This window comes from uncultured Maribacter sp., from assembly GCF_947495965.1.
In the GTDB taxonomy this organism is placed as follows: Bacteria; Bacteroidota; Bacteroidia; order Flavobacteriales; family Flavobacteriaceae; genus Maribacter_B.
On the sequence record NZ_CANMBB010000001.1, the window covers coordinates 733,833 to 754,487 of the forward strand.

At 31.5% G+C, this 20,655-nt stretch carries 8 protein-coding genes; 4 read left to right on the forward strand and 4 right to left on the reverse strand.

Features of this window, described 5'->3' with window-relative positions; translation table 11 throughout:
• Nucleotides 1–121: 121 nt before the first annotated feature.
• The 3 genes from Q0820_RS02985 to Q0820_RS02995 form a co-directional block, all read right to left on the reverse strand.
• The gene (locus Q0820_RS02985) at nucleotides 122–1,699 is read right to left on the reverse strand and encodes a RagB/SusD family nutrient uptake outer membrane protein (RefSeq protein WP_298484954.1); all 1,578 of its coding nucleotides are present in this window, start codon (nucleotides 1,697–1,699) and stop codon (nucleotides 122–124) included.
• Between the two features lie 19 nt (nucleotides 1,700–1,718).
• Nucleotides 1,719–4,742, reverse strand: coding sequence for a TonB-dependent receptor (locus Q0820_RS02990; protein WP_298484956.1), 3,024 nt, complete (start codon nucleotides 4,740–4,742; stop codon nucleotides 1,719–1,721).
• Between the two features lie 226 nt (nucleotides 4,743–4,968).
• Entirely contained in the window at nucleotides 4,969–5,982 is a 1,014-nt protein-coding gene (locus Q0820_RS02995; protein ID WP_298484957.1) for a GntR family transcriptional regulator, read from the reverse strand.
• Between the two features lie 373 nt (nucleotides 5,983–6,355).
• Here Q0820_RS02995 and Q0820_RS03000 point away from each other — a divergent pair, with 373 nt between their 5' ends.
• The 4 genes from Q0820_RS03000 to Q0820_RS03015 all read left to right on the forward strand — a co-directional run bounded on the left by Q0820_RS03000 (nucleotide 6,356) and on the right by Q0820_RS03015 (nucleotide 16,129).
• Nucleotides 6,356–9,646 (forward strand): TonB-dependent receptor, encoded by a 3,291-nt coding sequence (locus Q0820_RS03000; protein WP_298484959.1) that lies wholly within the window; start codon nucleotides 6,356–6,358, stop codon nucleotides 9,644–9,646.
• A gap of 45 nt (nucleotides 9,647–9,691) precedes the next feature.
• Nucleotides 9,692–11,236, forward strand: a complete 1,545-nt coding sequence (locus Q0820_RS03005) for a RagB/SusD family nutrient uptake outer membrane protein (protein ID WP_298484961.1) — start codon at nucleotides 9,692–9,694, stop codon at nucleotides 11,234–11,236.
• A 23-nt stretch (nucleotides 11,237–11,259) separates the two neighbouring features.
• On the forward strand, nucleotides 11,260–12,708 hold the full coding sequence (locus Q0820_RS03010) for a carbohydrate binding domain-containing protein (protein WP_298484962.1): 1,449 nt from the start codon (nucleotides 11,260–11,262) through the stop codon (nucleotides 12,706–12,708).
• Between the two features lie 88 nt (nucleotides 12,709–12,796).
• On the forward strand, nucleotides 12,797–16,129 hold the full coding sequence (locus tag Q0820_RS03015) for a VCBS repeat-containing protein (RefSeq protein WP_298484964.1): 3,333 nt from the start codon (nucleotides 12,797–12,799) through the stop codon (nucleotides 16,127–16,129).
• A gap of 8 nt (nucleotides 16,130–16,137) precedes the next feature.
• Here Q0820_RS03015 and Q0820_RS03020 read toward each other — a convergent pair whose 3' ends face one another.
• Entirely contained in the window at nucleotides 16,138–20,343 is a 4,206-nt protein-coding gene (locus Q0820_RS03020; RefSeq protein WP_298484966.1) for a two-component regulator propeller domain-containing protein, read from the reverse strand.
• Nucleotides 20,344–20,655 lie beyond the last annotated feature (312 nt).

The window sequence follows — 20,655 nt, forward strand, 5'->3', positions numbered from 1 at the left end:
TTAAAAAATAAACAGTGTCTTCTCTTTATTTAATAATTTATTGTTTGTGACAATAAAGCCAAGTAGTTAGTTATTCCTACTTGGCTATATCAACTCAACAAACCAAAACTATAATATTGTATTAGTACCCAGGGTTTTGCTTTAAATTAGGGTTAGAATTTAATTCTACCGTAGGAATCCAAAATAACTCATCTTGACCTGGTTGAAAAAAACCATTTCCGTTGACTAAAGATTTTGGATGGATTGGGTGAACCGAATTTTGACCTAAATATGTTTCCGCTAAATTCCAACGAATTAAATCAAAGAAACGGTGTCCTTCAATAAACAACTCCATTTGTCTTTCATCTATAATTGCAGTTCTCATTTCTTCCTGAGATAATCCGTTATGAGGTGCTATTTGCGCTCTTTCCCTAACTTGATTTATATAACCTTCTGCTTCTCCTGTTTTACCTGTTTGTTCATTTAACGCTTCTGCTAACATTAATAAAACATCTGCATATCTTATAATTCTAAAATTAGTTCCATTTGCCGCTCCTAAGTTATCGGCAGCTGCAGCAGCTCTAGTCATTTCAAACCTTGCATATTTTTTTCCAAAAATTGGTTCTACTCCTAAATCATTTGCTACCTGAATGTCTGGTGCAAAATCTGTTAAAAAATCTATTCCTCCATACCCCGTTGCATCAGGATAATCATACACAATTGTTGCATTACGCCTAACAACATCTCCATTTGCCTCATATAAATCTTTAATCCATGTTGGAACAATAAATCCTGTGTCTGGCGTTACAGAAGGCGGTGCATATTCTATAACAAAATGCCCTTGTGTTCCTGTACCTGGAATATCTTGCCCCCATAAAAAAGTTTCTACTCCTTTAAATTGGAATTCAAAAATTGACTCGGAGTTATTCTCATTTGTTTCTGTAAAATTATCTTCAAATTGTGCTGTAGGTAATAATGCATATGTACCACTATTCACAACTTCTTTAAATGCAATCTCTGCATTAGCCCAATCTTTTAGATATAAATAACTTTTTCCCTTTAAAGCTGTTGCAGCTCCAGAAGTTGGTCTTCCTAAATCGTCCCCTGACCAAGATTCAGGCAACATTTCTTCGGCTTTCTCTAAGTCTGCAATTATTATTGGCCAAATTTCTGCTGGTGTTGACTGAAAAGGAAATGCATCATTTAAATCTGGCTCTTCTAGTACTATAGGAACATTACCATATAATAATACTAAATTCCAATAACTAAAGGCTCTAAGGAAATATGCTTGTCCAACAAGATTATTTCTGACAGTGTCATCAGGAATTCCTTCTTCTGATGTACCTAAAATTACTGTATTAGATCTACCAATAGTTAAATAAAACTCTTGCCAAGCCTGAGCTGCCCATCTTGCACCTGGCGCACCTTGTAAACTATTTGTTACTGTATTACCTCCATTATCAATGGTTAGTGTTTCGTCTGATCTAAAATGCGCACCTAATTGAACAACACGTCCAAAAGAAAATGCTGTTGTTAATGGGTGAAAAGCTGCATTTACAGCTTTTTTCACTTGCGTAGGAGAAGTTCCAAAATTTGCACTTGAAGTTGCATTATTATTTGTTTGTTCTAAAAGATCATCAGAACAGCCTACAACCATTGCAAAAACTACAGCAAACGATAAAACGTTTTTAGATAGTCTTTTATTTAATATTTTTTTCATAATTGATATTTTTTTATTACTAAAAAGTTGCTTTAACACCAAATGTAAATGTTCTTGCATTTGGGTATGCTCTTGCGTCTATACCTCTAGAAAGTAATGGATTTACTGGGGTTCTTACTCCAGGAACTCCTGAATTTAAACTAGCTCTACCACCATCTGTTGAAGATACATCTGGATCATAACCACTATAATCTGTAAGAACAAATACATTCTGTACATTAAGGGATAATCGTAAATCTTTAATGAAATCTCCTCCTAAAATTCCTTCCTTAAAGTTGTAACCAACTTCTAAAGTTTTTAATCTAAAATAAGAACCATCTTCAACAAAGAAAGATGAAGGCGCTTTATTATTTGCACCATCTGCTACAGTAGCTTTTGGGATATTGGTATCTGTATTGGTAGGTGTCCATGCGTTAAGAACATCTGTTAATCTACCACCATCTGGAGTAAAAATATTAAACTCTTTTACTAGATTATAAATCTCATTACCCTGTACACCATTAAAACCTAATGCAAAGTCAAAATTCTTATATGCCCCATTAAAATTAAGCCCGTATGTGAAATCCGGAGTTGGATCCCCTATTACTGTCTGATCTGCAGCAGTGATACCATCAACGCCATCTGTATCTACTCTTACAAAATCTCCTGTAACTGGGTCTACTTTATCTTCTACAATATAGCCATAGAATGCGCCAATTGGCTCACCTGATATTGTTCGGTTTACTACATTTAGATTTTCATCTATCTGAGGTCCTAATATTGGGCTTGGTATGTTACCCGCTTCACTCTTTAAATTAAAAGAAATATTTGCTCCTATCGTATATGTAAAATCTCCTTCTCTTTTCTTATAATCTAAAACAAATTCTAAACCGTTATTAATTAAATCACCAGCATTTCTTGTTACGGGAAGGTTTACACCTGTTGTTGATGGCACTGCAATTTGCACTAATACATCGCTAATATCTTTAGAATAATAATCCGCAGAAAAATTCACTTTTCCATCAAAAAGAGACATATCTAATCCTACATCAATAGTCTTCGTTGTTTCCCAAACCAAATCAGGATCTGCCAATGTTGTTCTTGCTAAACCGTTTGCTGTTTCGTTTCCAAATAATGCATTAGATTGATTACTAAGAAACACCGCCTGTGTTGGATAAAACACATCTGGATAGGAACCTAATTCACCATAAGAAGCACGTAATTTAAAATAATTAACTACACTATCTTCTCCCCAAAATGGTTCACTACTAAGATTCCATGCTCCTGAAAAAGATGGAAAAATACCTGACTGATTTTCTTTAGCAAATCTTGAAGAAGCATCTCTCCTTACTGTTGCAGAAAAGATATATTTACCTCCATAATTATAATTTAATCGTCCAAAAATAGATTCTAAACCTGCTTTATTATCAGACCCTAATAATATGGTTTGCGAATCTGCCGCCAAACCACCAACTACACGAATAGAGTTAGAATCTGTTCCTTGACCATAAAGGCCTGCACTATTTTGACTTTCTAAAAAATAAGTATATCCTAATACTGCACCTATTTTATGCTCTCCAAATTCCTTATTATAAGATAATGTTGGCTCAACTAATAAATTAATATCTTCTTGTCTAAAATCTGTTAAATCATTTAAAGGATTTATATTTCTTCCTGATTCTGCCGATGGACTTAAAAAGAATGTAGGTGTAAATTCAAAAATATGTGTATTTAAATAATCAAATCCAAAATTTATTCCAGCTTTAAAACTATCTGTAATATCATAATCAAACTTTACACTAGCATACACGTTTCTTGTAGTCGTTAAATTGTCTTCTAAAAGCGCTCTTGCATACTGATTTGTACCTCCTGGGCCTTGTACATTAAGAGAAATATCTGGAGCCTCAAAACCACCTTCATTAGCTGCATTTCTTAAAGCTACTGTTGGTGCTGTTGTCCCGTCAAAACCATACCATCTATTTTCCTGTAATTGCCCTTGTGTTAAACCAAGAGATTGTGTTACATGAAACTTACCATAATCAAACTTATTATTAGTCCTAAAGTTAATACGTTCAAACCCTGAACCTACTAAAAGTCCATCTTGATAAAAATAATTTCCAGAAACATAGTGACTTGAGTGCTCTCCTCCTCCAGAAATGCTAAATCCATAATCTTTAATAATAGCATTACTAATATTTTCATCTTGCCAATCCGTATCTACACCATTCCAAGTTACTCTTGTAGATGAACCATCATTCTCAAATCTTTGATTTAAGTAATCTGTATATTGTTGACCATTAATAAAATCTAATTTTTTACTTGCAGTATCAAATCCTGTTTTTAAATTTAGCTCTACCTTTATTCCTTGATTTTTTCTACCATGATTTGTCTTAATCAATACCACACCATTAGCTGCTCTAGCCCCATAAATAGCAGAAGCCGCTGCATCTTTTAATACAGAAATATCTTGAATATCATTAGGATTAATATTATTCATATTATCCACAAAAAGACCATCTACAATAAATAAAGGATCCGCATTACTTAAAGAGTTTACCCCCCTAATAAATACATTTGCTTTACCACCTGGTTGTCCTCCAAAGCTCTCTACCTGAATACCTGCTAACTTTCCTTGTAATGCAGTAGTTGGGTTACTTGCTACTACATTAACAATAGCATCTTTTTTAATTGTAGATACAGAACCTGTTAGTTCTCTTTTGTTAGAAGTACCGTAACCTACGATTACTACTTCATTTAACGCCTGCGCATCTGCTTCTAAAGATACATTTAACGTTGTTTGTCCGTTTAGAGTTATTTCTTGAGTAGCATACCCAATATAACTAAAAACTAGAACTCCATCTTCGGCTACATCTGCAATAGTGTAATTACCATCAAAATCTGTGGTAACACCATTTGTAGTTCCTTTAACTACAATGTTAACACCTGGCAAAGGACCATCTACGTCCGATACAGTACCCGAAACTTGTGCAGTCTGCGCAATTGTGATGTAACTGAGAAACATCATTGCCAAACCCATAATTTGTTTGCGTGTTTTTCTGTTCATAAGAATTAATTGTTAATAGATTATTTAATATAAGTTAGTTTAGTTGTGCAGCAAATCAATCTTTAAAATAGTACTATGATAGTCTATGCTACTATGCAAATATAAATTAAAATTGCACATATAAAAATAAAACTATATTAAAATTAAATATATGTTAAAATTTATATGCTAAAAATGTAAAATTAACGTTTATTGCAATTGTAGTAACAGCAGGGTTTTCCTAGCTCTATAAAGAATTTCTCTTTATTAAATTAGAGGGCATAATTATTTTTGTAGTTTTTTGCAATTTAATATGATTGGCTGCTTCTTTAGCCATTTCTTTAAAATCTGTAGAGATTGTGGTAATACCTCCAAAAACAATTTCTTTAACAACGTGGTCATTATGAGAGAGCACACCAACATCTTTCCCAATCATATATTCATTGTTTTTGGCATCTCTTAAAACTTCCCATAAAAACGTATCACTAATAAAAAAGTAAAGACTCCCTTTTTTAATTGAGCTAGGCTTATATTTAGCTTCTACTTTTCCAGAAATATTATAGTCTAGACAAAACTTATTAAATGCTTGTAAAATACCTAATGGATAATCTGCATCATCTTTATAAAATAAAATAAACTTTTTATACGTAGAGATTTGAGGTAGCAAATCTACCAACTTATTATAGGTAGACTCTTTAAACTCTTGAGAAATATAAGAGTATGCATTACCAAGATTTATATACCTATCTATTATTAATAATTTTTTGGGATCTATAGTTTTTATATGCGGGACTAGTGTATTATTAGGTATTGGAGCAATTACATACATTCCATATTTTCCTCGTATGGTACTTAACACACCTTCAAAAACAGATATATTATTATGATGAAAAAAGACATCTATTTGGTATCTTTTCCCTAATTCTTTCCTAAATGCATTATAAAATTCTTCTTGAAAACGCTGTAAAGAAAATAATAGTAAAGCTATTTTTAAAGTAACCTTAGTCTCATTACTAATAATAAAATACCCTTTTAATTTTTTAGATTCTATTAATCCTCTTTCTTTTAATTCCTCATAAGCTTTTACAATAGTTTTACGTGCATACCCTAACTCTCCTACCATTACATTAATAGATGGCAACTTATCGCCAATAACTAATATTCCAGAATCTATAGATTCTATAATACCATGTACCAATTGTTCATGTTTAGATAAACTATTAATTTCTTGTAAGCTTTTAATTTTTTCAATTAGGGACATAATGAGAAGATTATAACTGTGTAATGATATGAAAATTAAACGATTTTAAAAATATTTTTGGAAAAAAGGGATTATCCATACTTCAGATTATAATCTTTAATTACAATTAATGTTTTTTTCTCAAAAGTTTAAAAAATGATTATTAGAGCATCTTATTTAACCAAATAGCACTATTACAAAAACGCCCTTAAAGTACTACAAATAAGACAATTAAAATAAAATTATCCATTATTATTGAATTTAATAAAAAAACAAAACGGAACATTTGTTCTGCGAATTGGTACATCTGAAACCTTAAAATAATCTTAATGCCTTCATATTTGTTTAACAGAACTTTAAGGTTCTTATAACTAACTTAAATTAAATAAATATTATGAAATTTCATTTTGAATTTAGTTGGAAATCCAAGCTTTGCTTAATGACCCTTTTAGGGTTTCTAAGCTTTGGCATTTCACAAGCTCAAACACAAAAGATTTCGGGTACCATCAGTGCAGATGGCACGCCTTTACCTGGAGTTAGTATTGTAGTAAAAGGAACAAATGTAGGCGCAATTGCAGATTTTGATGGAAACTATAGTATTCAAGCATCATCATCAGATATTCTTGTTTTTAGCTACGTTGGGTATACTACAAAAGAGCTTAAAGTAGGTAATAATACTACTTTAAATGTACGCCTAGCAGAAGATGTAGCCGCACTAGAAGAAGTAATAGTATACGGTTATGGCTCTGTAAAAAGAAAAGATTTAACTGGATCTGTTGTTTCTATTAAGGCAGAAGATATGCAAAAAGTTAAAACCGTTTCTTTTGAAGGAGCTTTAGCAGCAAAAGCGGCTGGTGTACAAGTAGTAACCTCACAAGGTGGACCAGATGCTGGTTTTAGAGTCCTTGTTCGTGGAGGTACATCTGTTAACGCATCTACAGATCCTCTTTATGTTGTAGATGGTTTTGCTTTGGAAGGTAACTCTCGTTCCACTGCACTTGGGTTAGGAAACTCTAATACAAGTCCCCTATCAACAATAGATCCGGCAAATATAGAATCTATAGAAGTCTTAAAAGATGCTTCTGCTACAGCTTTATATGGTTCTAGAGGTGCAAATGGTGTAGTTATAATAACAACCAAAAAAGGTAGAAAAGGTAGAACCGACATGGATTTTAACATGTATACTTCTGTCTCTACTCTTGCAAATAGAATTGATTTAATGACAGCTCAAGAGTTTGTTGATTATAGATTAGAATATACTCCTTGGGATGAGAACAACCCTACAGATCAATTTGTTGGTGCTTATAGAGATGGTTTTGGTAATCCTATTGATTTAAATGATTCAAGAGTAATTTTAACAGATTGGCAAGATGAAATTATGCGAACTGCCATTACTAAAAATTACAATTTTGGAATAAGAGGTGGATCAGAAAATAGTTCTTACTCGGCTTCTATATCCTATTTAGATAAAGAAGGTATTGTTAAAAATACAGATTTTGAGAGGTATAATATTAACTTAAATGTTACTCAAAATTTAGGAAAAAAAGTAAAAGCAGGGGTTACATCTAACATTAGTATAAGTAATAGGTCTGGTATTGTTTCTGCAGCTGGGTCTGATTCCAATGGACAAAGTGGTATTGTAACAAGTGCTTTATTATTTAGCCCGGTTCAAGGATTAACACGTTATGATGATGCAGAATACGATGAAAACGGTTTATTACTTACTTTAAGATCAGGGGATATTACTAACCCAGTAAGAAGGTTAGAAGGTGACACAAATACAGGTAATACGCTTGGTTATACAGGTAGTGCATATCTTAGTTATGAAATAGCTAAAAACCTAACCTTTAGAACCTCTATTTCTGGTAATTACAATAAGACTAAGAATAAATCTTACTTCAACGAAAACTTTGGATGGGGTAAAAGTGCAAATGGTAGAGCTTTTGTAGGCCAATCAGAATTTGCTGGTCTTACTACAACTCAAAACTTCACATACAACAATAATTGGAACAAGCACTCTTTAAATGTTGTAGCAGTATATGAGCAACAAGAAGGGTATTTTGAACAATTAACATCTAGTGCAACTGGTTTTAACTTACCTGGTTTTAATGTAGATTTATTACAATCTGCTACAGAGACTTTAAACAACAGAACACTTAGATCGGAGTCATCTATTAGATCTGCTATCTCAAGAATTCAATATGATTTTGATGATAGGTTTGTTTTTAATGCAAGTGCACGTTGGGATGAATCTTCTAAGTTTGCTCCAGGAGAAAAATGGGGCTTTTTCCCATCGGCAGGTTTTGCTTGGAAAGCATCTAATGAAAACTTTTTAAAAGACCAAAAAACAATTTCTAACTTAAAATTTAAAGTTAGTTATGGTGAAACCGGTAATGCAAATATTCCATCCTATCAATCTTTTGGTTTTGGAGAACTGGCAAATTATTTTTATGATGGAAATTTAGCAACTGGTGTATCTGTAAATCGTATTCCTAACCCTGCTTTAACATGGGAAACTACAACGCAATTAGATGCTGGTTTTAACTTAGGTTTATTTAATAATAGAGTAAATTTTGAATTCGATTATTACAACAAACAAACATCAGATTTATTATTAAGAACTCCAATACCTAATAGTACAGGGTTTGATATTATTTTCAAAAACACTGGATCATTAGAAAACAAAGGATATGAATTTGCACTAAGTACAGTGAATGTTGATACTGAAAACTTTAGTTGGAACACTAGCTTCAATATTAGTTTCAATAAAAACAAAATCCTAGATCTAGGAGGGGCAGATCAATTCTTAATAAGAGCAATTGGTAACAACCAAGTTAATAATGATTATATCGTAAGAGTAGGCGAATCTTTAGGTACTTACTACGGAATAGAACAAGACGGTGTTTATAATTATAGTGATTTTGTAGAATTTGATGGTTTAAGTAATACTGAAGCAGCTGCTAAATTAAGACAAGATTCTGCGGATAGTGGAGATGCCTATTTTGACATTTTTTATACCCTTAAAGATGGTGTAGTTAAAACTGGTGGTGTAAATAATTACAGACCAGGATTACCTAAGTTTAAAGATCAATTAACTGTAGATACAAATGGTGATGGTATACCAGATGAGGCAGACGGAACCGCAAATGATGAGGATCAAGTTATTCTAGGAAGATCAGCTCCAAAGCATTTTGGTGGTTTCACTAATAACTTTAGATACAAAAATTTCGACTTAGGAATAGTAACGCAATGGGTTTACGGTAATGATATCTACAATAAAAATAGGGTAAGAGGTAATTCTTTAGCAGTACCATACAGCAACAAATATGCAGTAGCCGCTGATAGATGGACTCCTGAAAACTATGATTCAGATATTCCTGGTATTTGGGGATATGGAGATGGTGGTTTTGGTAGTGCCGCTAAATCTGTTTATGTAGAAGACGGTTCTTACTTTAGAATATCAAATATTACCATTGGGTATACAATACCTTCAGACGTTGTAGATAAAATTGGCATTAAAAAAGTTAGACTTTATGGGTCTGTTGATAATGTATTCTTATTTACTAATTATACTGGTTTTGATCCAGATGTAAATGTTGGAAACAACCAATTAACTCCAGGATTAGATTCTGATGCTTACCCTAGAGAAAGAACTTTTAACCTAGGTCTTAATGTTGGATTTTAACAAAGAGGATAGCTTATTAAGTTAAAAACGTAAAAAATTAGAAAAATGAAAAAAGTAAAAAATATAGTATTCTTGATGATGGCACTTATAGCCGCATCATCTTGTTCAGAAAGTTTTGTGGAGGAAAATCCACCTTCTGAAATCACTCCCGATGGTTTATTAACTACTGAGGCAGGTGCTCAAGTTTATTTAAATGGAGCGTATGGTGCCATTCAACATACTTTAGCTTCTGGCGGTGGTGGTACTAACGCTGCATGGCAAATTCATTGGGGAACTATTGCTACAGATGAAGTAGTTGTTCCTGGTTGGGCTGGTGACAGAAAACTTATGTTCTTACAACAAGTAACACCTTCAAACAATACTGTTCTTGATGTATGGCAAGAGTTATATACCGCAGTAAATATAGCTAATAGTGTTATTGACAGAATTGGCGCTATGACAGAAGACCAAATAAGTAACGATGCAAAAGAATTAATGATTGCAGAAGCAAAATTTTGTAGAGCTGCAGCTTATTTTGGTTTAGTAGTTCCTTTTGAAAATATACCACTGCATAAAAATGAAACTGTAACGGTAGAAGATGCTATTTTACCACAATCTTCACCAGAAGAAGTTTATGACTTTATTGTTGCAGATTTAAAAGCTGCTTCAGCTATTTTACCAGAAGAACAAGGTGGTGCAAAAGCTACAAAAGGAGCTGCACAATCTTTACTAGGAAAAGTATATTTACAAATGACAGGTTTTCCTTTAAACCAAACAGATAAATTTGCCCTTGCAGAAAAAGAGCTTGAAGAAGTAATGGCAAGCGGAGTTTACAATTTGTTAGACAATTATGCTAATGTTTTTAAACTTGATTATGAGCAGAGCAATGAAATTGTTTATGCTTTTCCTATGGAAGGTCCAGGACAACAAGAAGGAGGAAATTTAAGTACTTTTTATGGTCCAAATGGAGCCGTATCTAATGGTGGCGGATGGGGTACATGCTATATAAACCAAGAATTTGAAAGTTCTTACGATAGAGATGATTTAAGACTAAGAAATAATATAGCTGTACACAATGCAAATAACATGACAAGAGAAGAAGCTGTTGAAGTTGACCCTAATGATTGGGGAACAAATAAAGTTTCTTGGAGAGGTTGGAAAACACATGCCGAAAAACCAAACGCTTACGCTAATGATACTCCTTTTGACAATCCTTATATTAGATATTCGGATGTTTTATTAATGTATGCAGAAGCTTTAAATGGGCAAGGAAAACTTACACAAATAGACATAGATCAAACCGTAAATAGAATAAGATCAAGGGTAAGAAATATTCCTACTGCAGTACCAGATATGGTTCTTGGAACACAAGAACAAAATGCTGATGAAATTTTATCTGAACGTAGAAAAGAACTTTGCTTTGAAGGTTGGAGACGTAATGATCTTATTAGGTTTGGAAAATACAAGGAGACTATTTTAGCTATTGATCAGGGTGGTTGGAGCACAGCAGGAAACCCAGGCCCAAATTATCAAGATTTTGAAATTAGATGGCCTATACCTAGTTCAGAACTAGAAATAAATCCTAATTTAAAACAAAACGAAGGGTATTAATTCACCTAAAAAATCGCAAAAAAATGAAAAATTATATAAATAATAAATTCAGCAAGTATCTTTTTGCTATAACCATTCCTTTAGGAATAGCAATAAGTTGTACGCCAGAATCTAATATTAAAGATGGTATTAAAGAAATAAGCTTTAAACCAACAGCCAGTACCACTTTAATTACAGAAGGAGAAACTATAAAATATCAAGATTCTTCCCTTAATGTAAGTAAAAGAATTTGGACTTTTGAAGGAGGTAATATAGAAACTTCAGATGAGGAAATTATAGAAATTACTTATGATGAAGCATCAGAAATTAACGAAGGAACCCCAGTCGGCTATGTAACCACACTAGAGGTAACGCATGAAGATGGTTCCATTACAAAAAATTCGTTTAAGGTAGATGTATATAACCATATAAAACCAGAGTTTAGTGCTGATAAAAATGCTGCATTAATGGGTTCCGAAATCTCATTTACTAACCTTTCAGAATACACCGAATCTAAATGGGAAGATGCTCAAGAAAAAGACCAATATTTTTGGTCTTTCCCAGGTGGTATTCCAGAAACTAGTACCGAAGAAAACCCAAAGGTAATATACCCTACTACTGGAGATTATCCGGTTGCTTTAGCAATTTTTCGTTCCGCACCAGAAGATAAAGCTTTAATCGTAAAAGAAGATTTTATTAAAATTGTAGATGTACAAGTAATTGGTTCTACTAGTAATAGATTAGCAGAGTTAGGTTCTAAAATATTTTTATCATACGATGCAGATTTACAGCCTACAGATGCAGAAAAATTTACAGTTATGGTAGATGATACCGCAGTAAACATTTCTTCTGTTAATGTAAAGTCAGATGATACTATAACTTATGAAATTATATTAGAAACTCCTGCTGTAGATAACCAAACAATTACACTAAATTACGAGGGTGGAGATTTTGCTGCTAGCGGAGAACTTTTAGGGCCAATAGTAGATTTGGCAATAGAAAATAATGTAGTTAACCTATTAAAAGATAAAAACCCTGGTTTTGAATCTGATGGACCAGGTGGCTTTCCTGGTACTGGCTGGGGTAACTGGGATGGCACTGCAAATAACCCAGAAGTATATGCTGTTATAGATACCGACAAACATAGTGGAAATAATAGTTTACAAATAACTATGGACGGTACAGGAACAGGCTGGATTCTTAATACTACAGGTCATGAAGCTGTAGAAGAGGGCGAGTATAGATTAAGCATATGGGCAAAAGCATCTGTAGATGGTATTCCTTTAGATTTTAGATCGGTAACACCAAACTGGTCTAATGTACATACTGCTAATGAAACATTAACAACAGAATGGACAGAATATACGTTAGAATTCTCTACCGTTGGCGATGAAAATCTTAACAGAAATTACTGGCACGTTCTTAGGCCAAATGAAGCTGCTAATGGGGTACAGGTTTTTATAGATGATGTATCTTTATACAGAATAGATTAAATATAAAACATATTAAAAAATTATAAGGTCTATTTGAATTTTCAAATAGACCTTTTTTATTAAATTACTTGTATAACTTATTACTGTAATGAAAAAACACTCACTTTTAATTGCTCTTTTAATAAGTTGTAATACTATATTCTTCAACTGTAAAAAAAGAACTAAAAACTCTATAGAAACTAAAACTGAAGTTTTTGAAAACAACTTATTCTATCTTATATCTCCAGAACAAAGTGGTGTTACTTTTAATAACCATATAGAAGAAAACTTTAAAAACTTTTTTGCCATATTTAATTATGTATATAATGGTGCTGGAATTGCTGTTGGAGATATTAATAATGATGGCCTTTCTGATATTTATTTTGTAGGCAATGAAGTGCCAAATAAACTTTATTTAAACAAAGGAGATTTTAAATTTGAAGACATTTCTATAAGTGCAAAAGTTAGTAATAATAAAGGGTGGCATAATGGTGTTGTAATGGTCGATATAAATGGAGATAATTTACAAGATATATATGTTTGCCGTGGTGGTTACAATGATACCGATGAGGATAGAGAAAACCTACTCTACATAAACCAAGGAGATACTACATTTAAAGAAGAGGCAAAAAAATATGGCATAAATGATAATGGGTATTCCATAATGGCTTCTTTTTTTGATTTTGATAAGGATAACGATTTAGACCTTTATGTAACTAACAGACCAAATAAATTTTTTCTAGGCTATCAGCAAGTCCTCCAAGGAAAACAAAAAGAAGAAGATTTATTTCGTGATAAATTATATGAAAATGTAAATGGCACCTATGTAGAAGTTAGTATTAACGCTGGTATAAAAAATAATTTTGGGTATGGGTTAGGCTTAGCTACTACAGACATTAATAGTGACGGAAATACTGATATTTTTGTTTCTAACGATTATTTAGAGAAAGATTATTTATATATAAATCAAGGAAATAAACAATTTAAAGAAAAATTAACCTCTCATTTTAACCATATTCCATTTTATGCCATGGGAGTTGATGTTGTCGATTTTAATAATGACGGTTTTGAAGATATAATACAATTAGAAATGTCTCCTGAAGATTATGAGAGGTCTAAAACAACCATGGCCTCTATGAATACAAAGCTTTTTAATGACATGACCACAAATGGGTTTCACTACCAATACATGCATAACCATTTACATCTTAATAGAGGCAATGGTATTTTTAGTGATATTTCACAGCTATCAGGAGTAGCTAAAACAGATTGGAGTTGGGCCTGCCTAGGTAGCGATTTTGATAATGATGGTTATAGAGATCTTTATATTACGAATGGCTTTAAAAGGGATATATGGGATAAAGACGCCAATAAAGCGTTTAGGCAATTTATGCAAAGCCAACAAGCACGAAAAAATACTAATGAACAAAATGCACGGCATATAACTAACCTATTTAAAGAAAACAAAATTCCAAATTATATTTATAAAAACAATGGAGATTTAACATTCACCAAAAAAACTAAAGAATGGGGTGTACATCAAAGTAGCTTTTCTAATGGTGCCGCCGTTGCAGATTTAGACAATGATGGAGATCTAGACATCATTGTAAACAACATCAATCAGCCAGCATTTATATATAAAAACAACGCAGAAAAATTAGATAACAATTTTATAAAGCTAAAACTAAAAGGCCCAAAAAAAAATAGTAATGGTTTGGGTGCTAAAATAACTTTATACTATAATAATAAAATACAATTTCAAGAATTTAAAACTGTACGTGGTTATTTATCTTCTGTAGAGCCTATAGTACACTTTGGCCTTGGAAAAAAGAAAATAATAGATAGTATCCACGTAAGATGGAATGACAATAAAAATCAGGTAATTTCAAACATAAATACCAATCAACTAATAAGTATTAATTACACAGATGCTAAAGTTTCATCTAAAAAAATAGGTTCTACTACTACCCTAGTATCAGAAAAAACAAAAAATCTACTAACACCACCCTATATTCATAAAGAAAATGAGTATAATGATTTTAAAGATCAAATATTATTGCCTCATAAATTATCGCAGAACGGTCCGTGTTTATCTGTTACTGATATTAATAATGATGGCCTAGAAGATTTTTACATTGGTGGCGCTTCCGGACAAGCTGGAGCTATATATACGCAAACTAAAAAAGGAGCTTTTAAAAAGTTACACCAAAACTCTTTTTTAATAGACAAAGAAAAAGAAGATGTTGGCGCGGTTTTCTTTGATGCAGATGGTGATAATGATCAAGATTTATATGTAGTAAGCGGTGGGTATGAGTTTGCTATAAATGATTCTCTGTTACAAGACAGACTATATCTTAACAACGGAGAAGGTATTTTCTCTAAGTCTAAAAGCCTCCCTAAATTACATAAAAGTGGTTCTGTTGTAATTCCATTAGACTATGATAAAGATGGCGATTTAGATTTATTTGTTGGTGGTAGATTAATTCCTAAAAGTTACCCCTCTACCCCCAATAGCTATTTGCTAAAAAATGAAAACGGAAAATTTATAAATGTAACATCTAGTGTAGCACCAACAATCTCTAAAATTGGCATGGTAACTTCTGGTACTTGGAATGATATTGATGGCGACAATACTAATGAACTTATCTTAGTTGGAGAATGGATGCCTATTACTATTTTTAAAATAACCAACGGAGTATTTACAAATGTCACCAAATCTTATAACCTAGAAAACACAAATGGTTGGTGGAATAAAATTGTTCCTTCAGATTATGATAAAGATGGAGATGTAGACTTTATTGTAGGAAACTTAGGTCTAAATTATAAATTTAAGGCTAGCCCAAAAAATCCTTTTTTAGTTTACGCTAATGATTTTGATAAAAATGGGACTAATGACATTTTTTTAGCTAAAAAGTATAAAAATAGAGAAGTACCAATAAGAGGACTACAATGCACCTCTGAACAAATGCCAACAATTGCTAAAAAGTTTAAAAGTTATTCTGAATTTGCAAAGGCAGATATAAAAGAAATAGTTGGTGATAATTTAAGTTCTGGAAATGTATTGCAGGCTAAAGAATTTGCAAGTGTAATTTTAGAAAATAATAATGGCGTATTTACTATTAAAAAACTTCCTGCCGAAGCTCAATTTTCTGTAATAAACGGTATTGTTGTTCATGATTTTAATAAGGATAATATTCTAGATATATTGGTTGCTGGTAATAAGTTTGAAGTAGAAATAGAAACCACTAGAGCTGATGCCTCTATAGGTTTGCTCTTATTAGGAACAGAACAAGGAATCTTTGAACCTATGAATTACCTTAATAGTGGCTACAATATGCCTTTTAATGTAAAAGATGTTAAAAAAATAAATATTGGAACTACTAAAGCTGGCATACTAACAGCCATTAATAATAACAGTTTAAAATTTCATCTTATTAATTAATTTTTAAACTATACTAAATCATCGTTTGTATTAATAGCAGGTTTTTTTCTTACATATTGGCTTGGGGTTACACCAAATTGTTTCCTAAAACATTTAGAAAAATAAGAGGATGTATTAAACCCTGTTTTATACATAATATCTTTTACTGGCAAATCACTATTTTCTAATAATTGCACCGCTCTTTTTAAACGAACGTTACGAATAAATTCCCCAGAAGATAACCCAGTAAGTTCTTTAAATTTCATATAAAGATTGGTACGGCTATGGCCCATTTCTTTAACTAACATTTCTACATTAAACTCTGTATTCATCATATGTTTTTCTATAATATCCATAGCTTGCTGTAAAAATTTTTCATCTAAAGAGGTAACTGCAACTTCTTTTGGTTGTAATATTATTTCTTTATTAAAACGCTCTCTTAGTTTTTCTCTACGCTTAATAATATTATTTATTTTAACTTCTAGAAGTTCTATATTAAATGGTTTCTTTAAAAAATCATCTGCCCCAATTTGAAGCCCTTTTAACTCATTTTCTTGAGAAGATTTTGCAGTTAAAATTATTATTGGGATATGGCTAGTTTCTTTATTATTTTTCATTTTAACACAAAACTCTAAGCCATCCATAACGGGCATAAGAACATCACTAATAACAATATTAGGCAATACATCCCTAGCAATTTCTAATCCTTTTTCTCCATTTTCTGCTTCATAAACAGTGTAATTGATTTCTAGCACATCTTTTATAAAATCTCTAATCTCATGATTATCATCTACAATTAACAATGTGGGTTTTTCAGTACTTTTTTGCGATAAGTTATTGTCCGCAATTTCATCATTTAAATCTTTTGCAAAAGATTCTGCCTCAGAAGAGCGTATTAAGTAATCATTATCTGTTACTTCTTTACAGCTTATTTCTTCACTATTAAGATAAGCTTCTTTATTTTTAGGGAGTTTTACAATAAACTCTGTGCCTGTATTTAGTTCTGTATTAATATCTATGCTTCCTTTATGAAGTTCTATTAGGTTTTTTGTAAATGCTAAACCTATACCTATTCCCTCTGAATTTAATTTTCCTTGTCCTTTTTCTGAATGAAATTTTTCAAAAATACTTTTAATTTTATCTTTTGCTATACCAATACCAGAATCTTTAACTTTTATAACAATACATTCTGTTGTATTTAATTTTCCTTCAGATATTACTATTTCTATTTTCCCATTAGTTTTTGTGAATTTAAAAGCATTAGAAAGTAAGTTGTTCATTATTTTTTCTAGTGCATCGTGATCAAACCAAGATATTAAAGGTTCCTTTTTTATATCTATTTTAAAATCTATTACTCTTTTGTAGGCTAAAAATTGAAACGGTTCCGCAATTTCTTTTACAAAAGCAACGACATTTGTATTACGTACTACTAGCCTCATTTTTCCTTGATTAATTTTTCTAAAATCTAAAAGCTGATTTACTAACCTATGCAAAGAATCACTATTTTTTTTAATAACATTAAATTGTTTTTGAGCTTTTGCAGGAGCTAGCTCGCCATAATTTTTTTGCAAATATTCTAAAGGCCCCTTTATTAAAGATAATGGTGTTCTAAATTCATGAGAAACATTAGTAAAAAATTCTAATTTTATTTTATTTAATTCTTCTGCTTTTTCTTTCTCCTTATATTCAAATTCTAATTGCATTTTCTTGGTAGTTCTTATAAAGGTATACCTCCAAAACAACCATAAAACACCAATTGCCATAAGGCCATAAATTATATAAGCTACATTTGTTCGCCACCAAGGTGGTATTACTCTTATTTTAATTGTAGAAGGTGTACTATCCCAATAACCATCATTGTTAGAGGCTTTTACTTTTAAAACATAATTTCCTGGTTCTAAATTGGTATAGGTTGCAAAACGTTTATCGGAAGTTGTTTTAATCCAATCCGAATCAAAATTTTCTAGCATGTATGCAAATCTATTTTTTTCTGGTGCAGCAAAGTGTAATGCAGCAAATTCAAAAGAAAAACTATTTTCTTTGTATTTTAAATTAATTTCTTGTGTTTTTCCAATACTTTTTTCTAAAATAACACGGCCATTTACTTTAGCACCTATTGGTACTGGTTTATTAGAAATTAAAAAATTAGTAATTACTGTCTCTACCTTATTTGTATTTTCTTTAATATTTTCTGGATAAAAGGCGTTAAAACCATTAACTCCTCCAAAAAGCATTTCGCCATCTTTACGCTTTAAAGCTGCTAGTTCCTGAAACTCATTACTTTGTAAACCATCATTTACATCATAATTTTTAAATATTTTCTCTTTAGGGTTAAATCTAGAAAGGCCTTTATTGGTAGACAACCATAAATTACCCTCATCATCTTCTAAAATTCCTTTTATAACATTATTAGGCAAGCCATCTTCTTGAGTATAAGAAATAAAAGTGTCTTTTTCCCCATCTTTACCAGGAACTAGTTTATTAAGTCCACCTCCAAAAGTACCTATCCATAAATCTCCTGCTTTACTTTCGCGTATTGATAAAATATAATTATGACTAATAGAATTTATCTCATCAGATTTATTCTTATAAACCGTAAAATTTAAATCTTTTTTATATTTCTCTTCTGAAGACAACTTACTTAAACCATTAGCGGTACCAAACCAAATATTGCCCTTACTATCTTCATATATGTTCCTAATAATGTTATCAGAAATGGTATTAGGCTTATATTTTACATTTGTAAAATTTTCATTTATATACTTCTTAGTTTCTTTATTTATAGTCCATCTAAAAACACCTTTCCCATAGGTGCCTATCCATATATTCTTTTTTGCATCTGTTAATAAAGAAAATACACTCCTATCTATTTTTATAACTTCATCTACACCTTTTTGTTTAACATTTTCTGGATCTGTAATATCAAATTGAAGAAGACCAGGATACCCTTCTACTCCTACAAAAAGAGTTTTTTTACCATCTTTTATAGTTTCGCTTATTGCAAAAGGTTTTTTAATCTTAGGGTATATTTGAAATTTATCGTACTTACCATCATCGTCTTTTTTTAAAAGCATATTTAACCCTCCGCCCTCTGTTCCTATCCATAAAGAACCATTACTATCTTCATAAATGGATCTAATCTTATCATAACTTAAACTATTAGTGTTTAAATTTTTCTTAAAATGTTGAAATTGTTTCCTCTGCGCATCATACTTATTTACCCCACCTCCATTAGTACCAACCCAGATAATGCCTGTCTTATCCATGAATAAAGACTTTACCACGTTTTTACTTAAGCTATAAGGGTTTTTAGAGTCATATTTATAGTGTCCATTTAATTTTGGCAATTCGTTTTTATTTTCGTTTTCAAAAGATAATAAGCCGTCATTAGTACCTACCCATATTCCATTTGTATTATCTACCAATAAATCAATACAAAACGCTCTGCGTAATAATTGAACTTCAGATTTGTCTGCGTCTTTACTTATATATACACCATCACCAGAACCTACAAGGAGTCTCCCAAATTTATCTTCCCCTATACTTCCAATAACAGTTCTTGGCATACCAAAACCCAATTCTAATTGGTTCATGTAATAATCCCCTTCTTTATTTCGTGACATTACAAATAAACCTTGCAATGTTCCTACCCAAATTTTTCCATTACCGTCTTCATAAATAGAATTAATTGTATAAGACTTGGGGAACCTATTACTTACATTTTGTTCTGGATAAAAGTGGTTAAATTTTAAATTACCTTCAAATTTTTCTAAGTCTACCATATCTAGACCTTCTGAAGTACCTACCCATAACCTATTTTTACTATCTAGTAACATAGTGGTTACATAATCACTAATCAAACTAAAACTATCATCATCATCATGCTTATATTCGGTAAAAGTTTCTTTGTCTTGGTCAAAATAATTAATACCACTACCTGTGGTACCAATCCATAGATTCTCTTTATCATCGCCAACAATTTCATATACTAGATTACTGTTTATACTATGAGGGTCTTTAGTATTTGGCAAGTATAATGTAAAACTATATCCATCGTATTTATTAAGTCCATCATGGGTAGCAAACCATAAGAACCCTTTACTGTCTTGATATATTGCATTTATGTCATTTTGAGAAAGCCCATCTTGGGTTGTTATATGACTAAACTTTACAGATTCTTGAGAAAAAATTATTACAGAAAAGAAAAAAAGTGAAATACTTAGTTTATAATACATTTTACTATTCTTAAAAAAAGATACTTTACTAAATATACTACATATTAAAACATTCCTAATAGTGTATTTATAAGAAAATGAAACAATTTATTTTGATTACGCTAAATCTAACATAACAGCTAGAACAGATTTTATTATTGAAAAAAAACTTGTAGTACATTAACTCTTTTTTTAGCATAAAGCCTTTACAGAAATGTAAAGGCTTTATGCTTTTTGGTAATTATTAATAAGGCATAAACCGCAAAAATATTCATAAACTAAGAGTTTTGTATTCAATATTGCTAGTTGTAACATGTAATTTACATGTATTAA

Bases quoted from the DNA above. Each gene is read 5' to 3' on its own strand.
- Q0820_RS03000 (WP_298484959.1), top strand. From the start codon at position 6,356: ATGAAATTTCATTTTGAATTTAGTTGGAAATCCAAGCTTTGCTTAATG.
- Q0820_RS03020 (WP_298484966.1), bottom strand. From the start codon at position 20,343: ATGTATTATAAACTAAGTATTTCACTTTTTTTCTTTTCTGTAATAATT.
- Q0820_RS02990 (WP_298484956.1), bottom strand. From the start codon at position 4,742: ATGAACAGAAAAACACGCAAACAAATTATGGGTTTGGCAATGATGTTT.
- Q0820_RS02995 (WP_298484957.1), bottom strand. From the start codon at position 5,982: ATGTCCCTAATTGAAAAAATTAAAAGCTTACAAGAAATTAATAGTTTA.
- Q0820_RS03010 (WP_298484962.1), top strand. From the start codon at position 11,260: ATGAAAAATTATATAAATAATAAATTCAGCAAGTATCTTTTTGCTATA.
- Q0820_RS03005 (WP_298484961.1), top strand. From the start codon at position 9,692: ATGAAAAAAGTAAAAAATATAGTATTCTTGATGATGGCACTTATAGCC.
- Q0820_RS02985 (WP_298484954.1), bottom strand. From the start codon at position 1,699: ATGAAAAAAATATTAAATAAAAGACTATCTAAAAACGTTTTATCGTTT.
- Q0820_RS03015 (WP_298484964.1), top strand. From the start codon at position 12,797: ATGAAAAAACACTCACTTTTAATTGCTCTTTTAATAAGTTGTAATACT.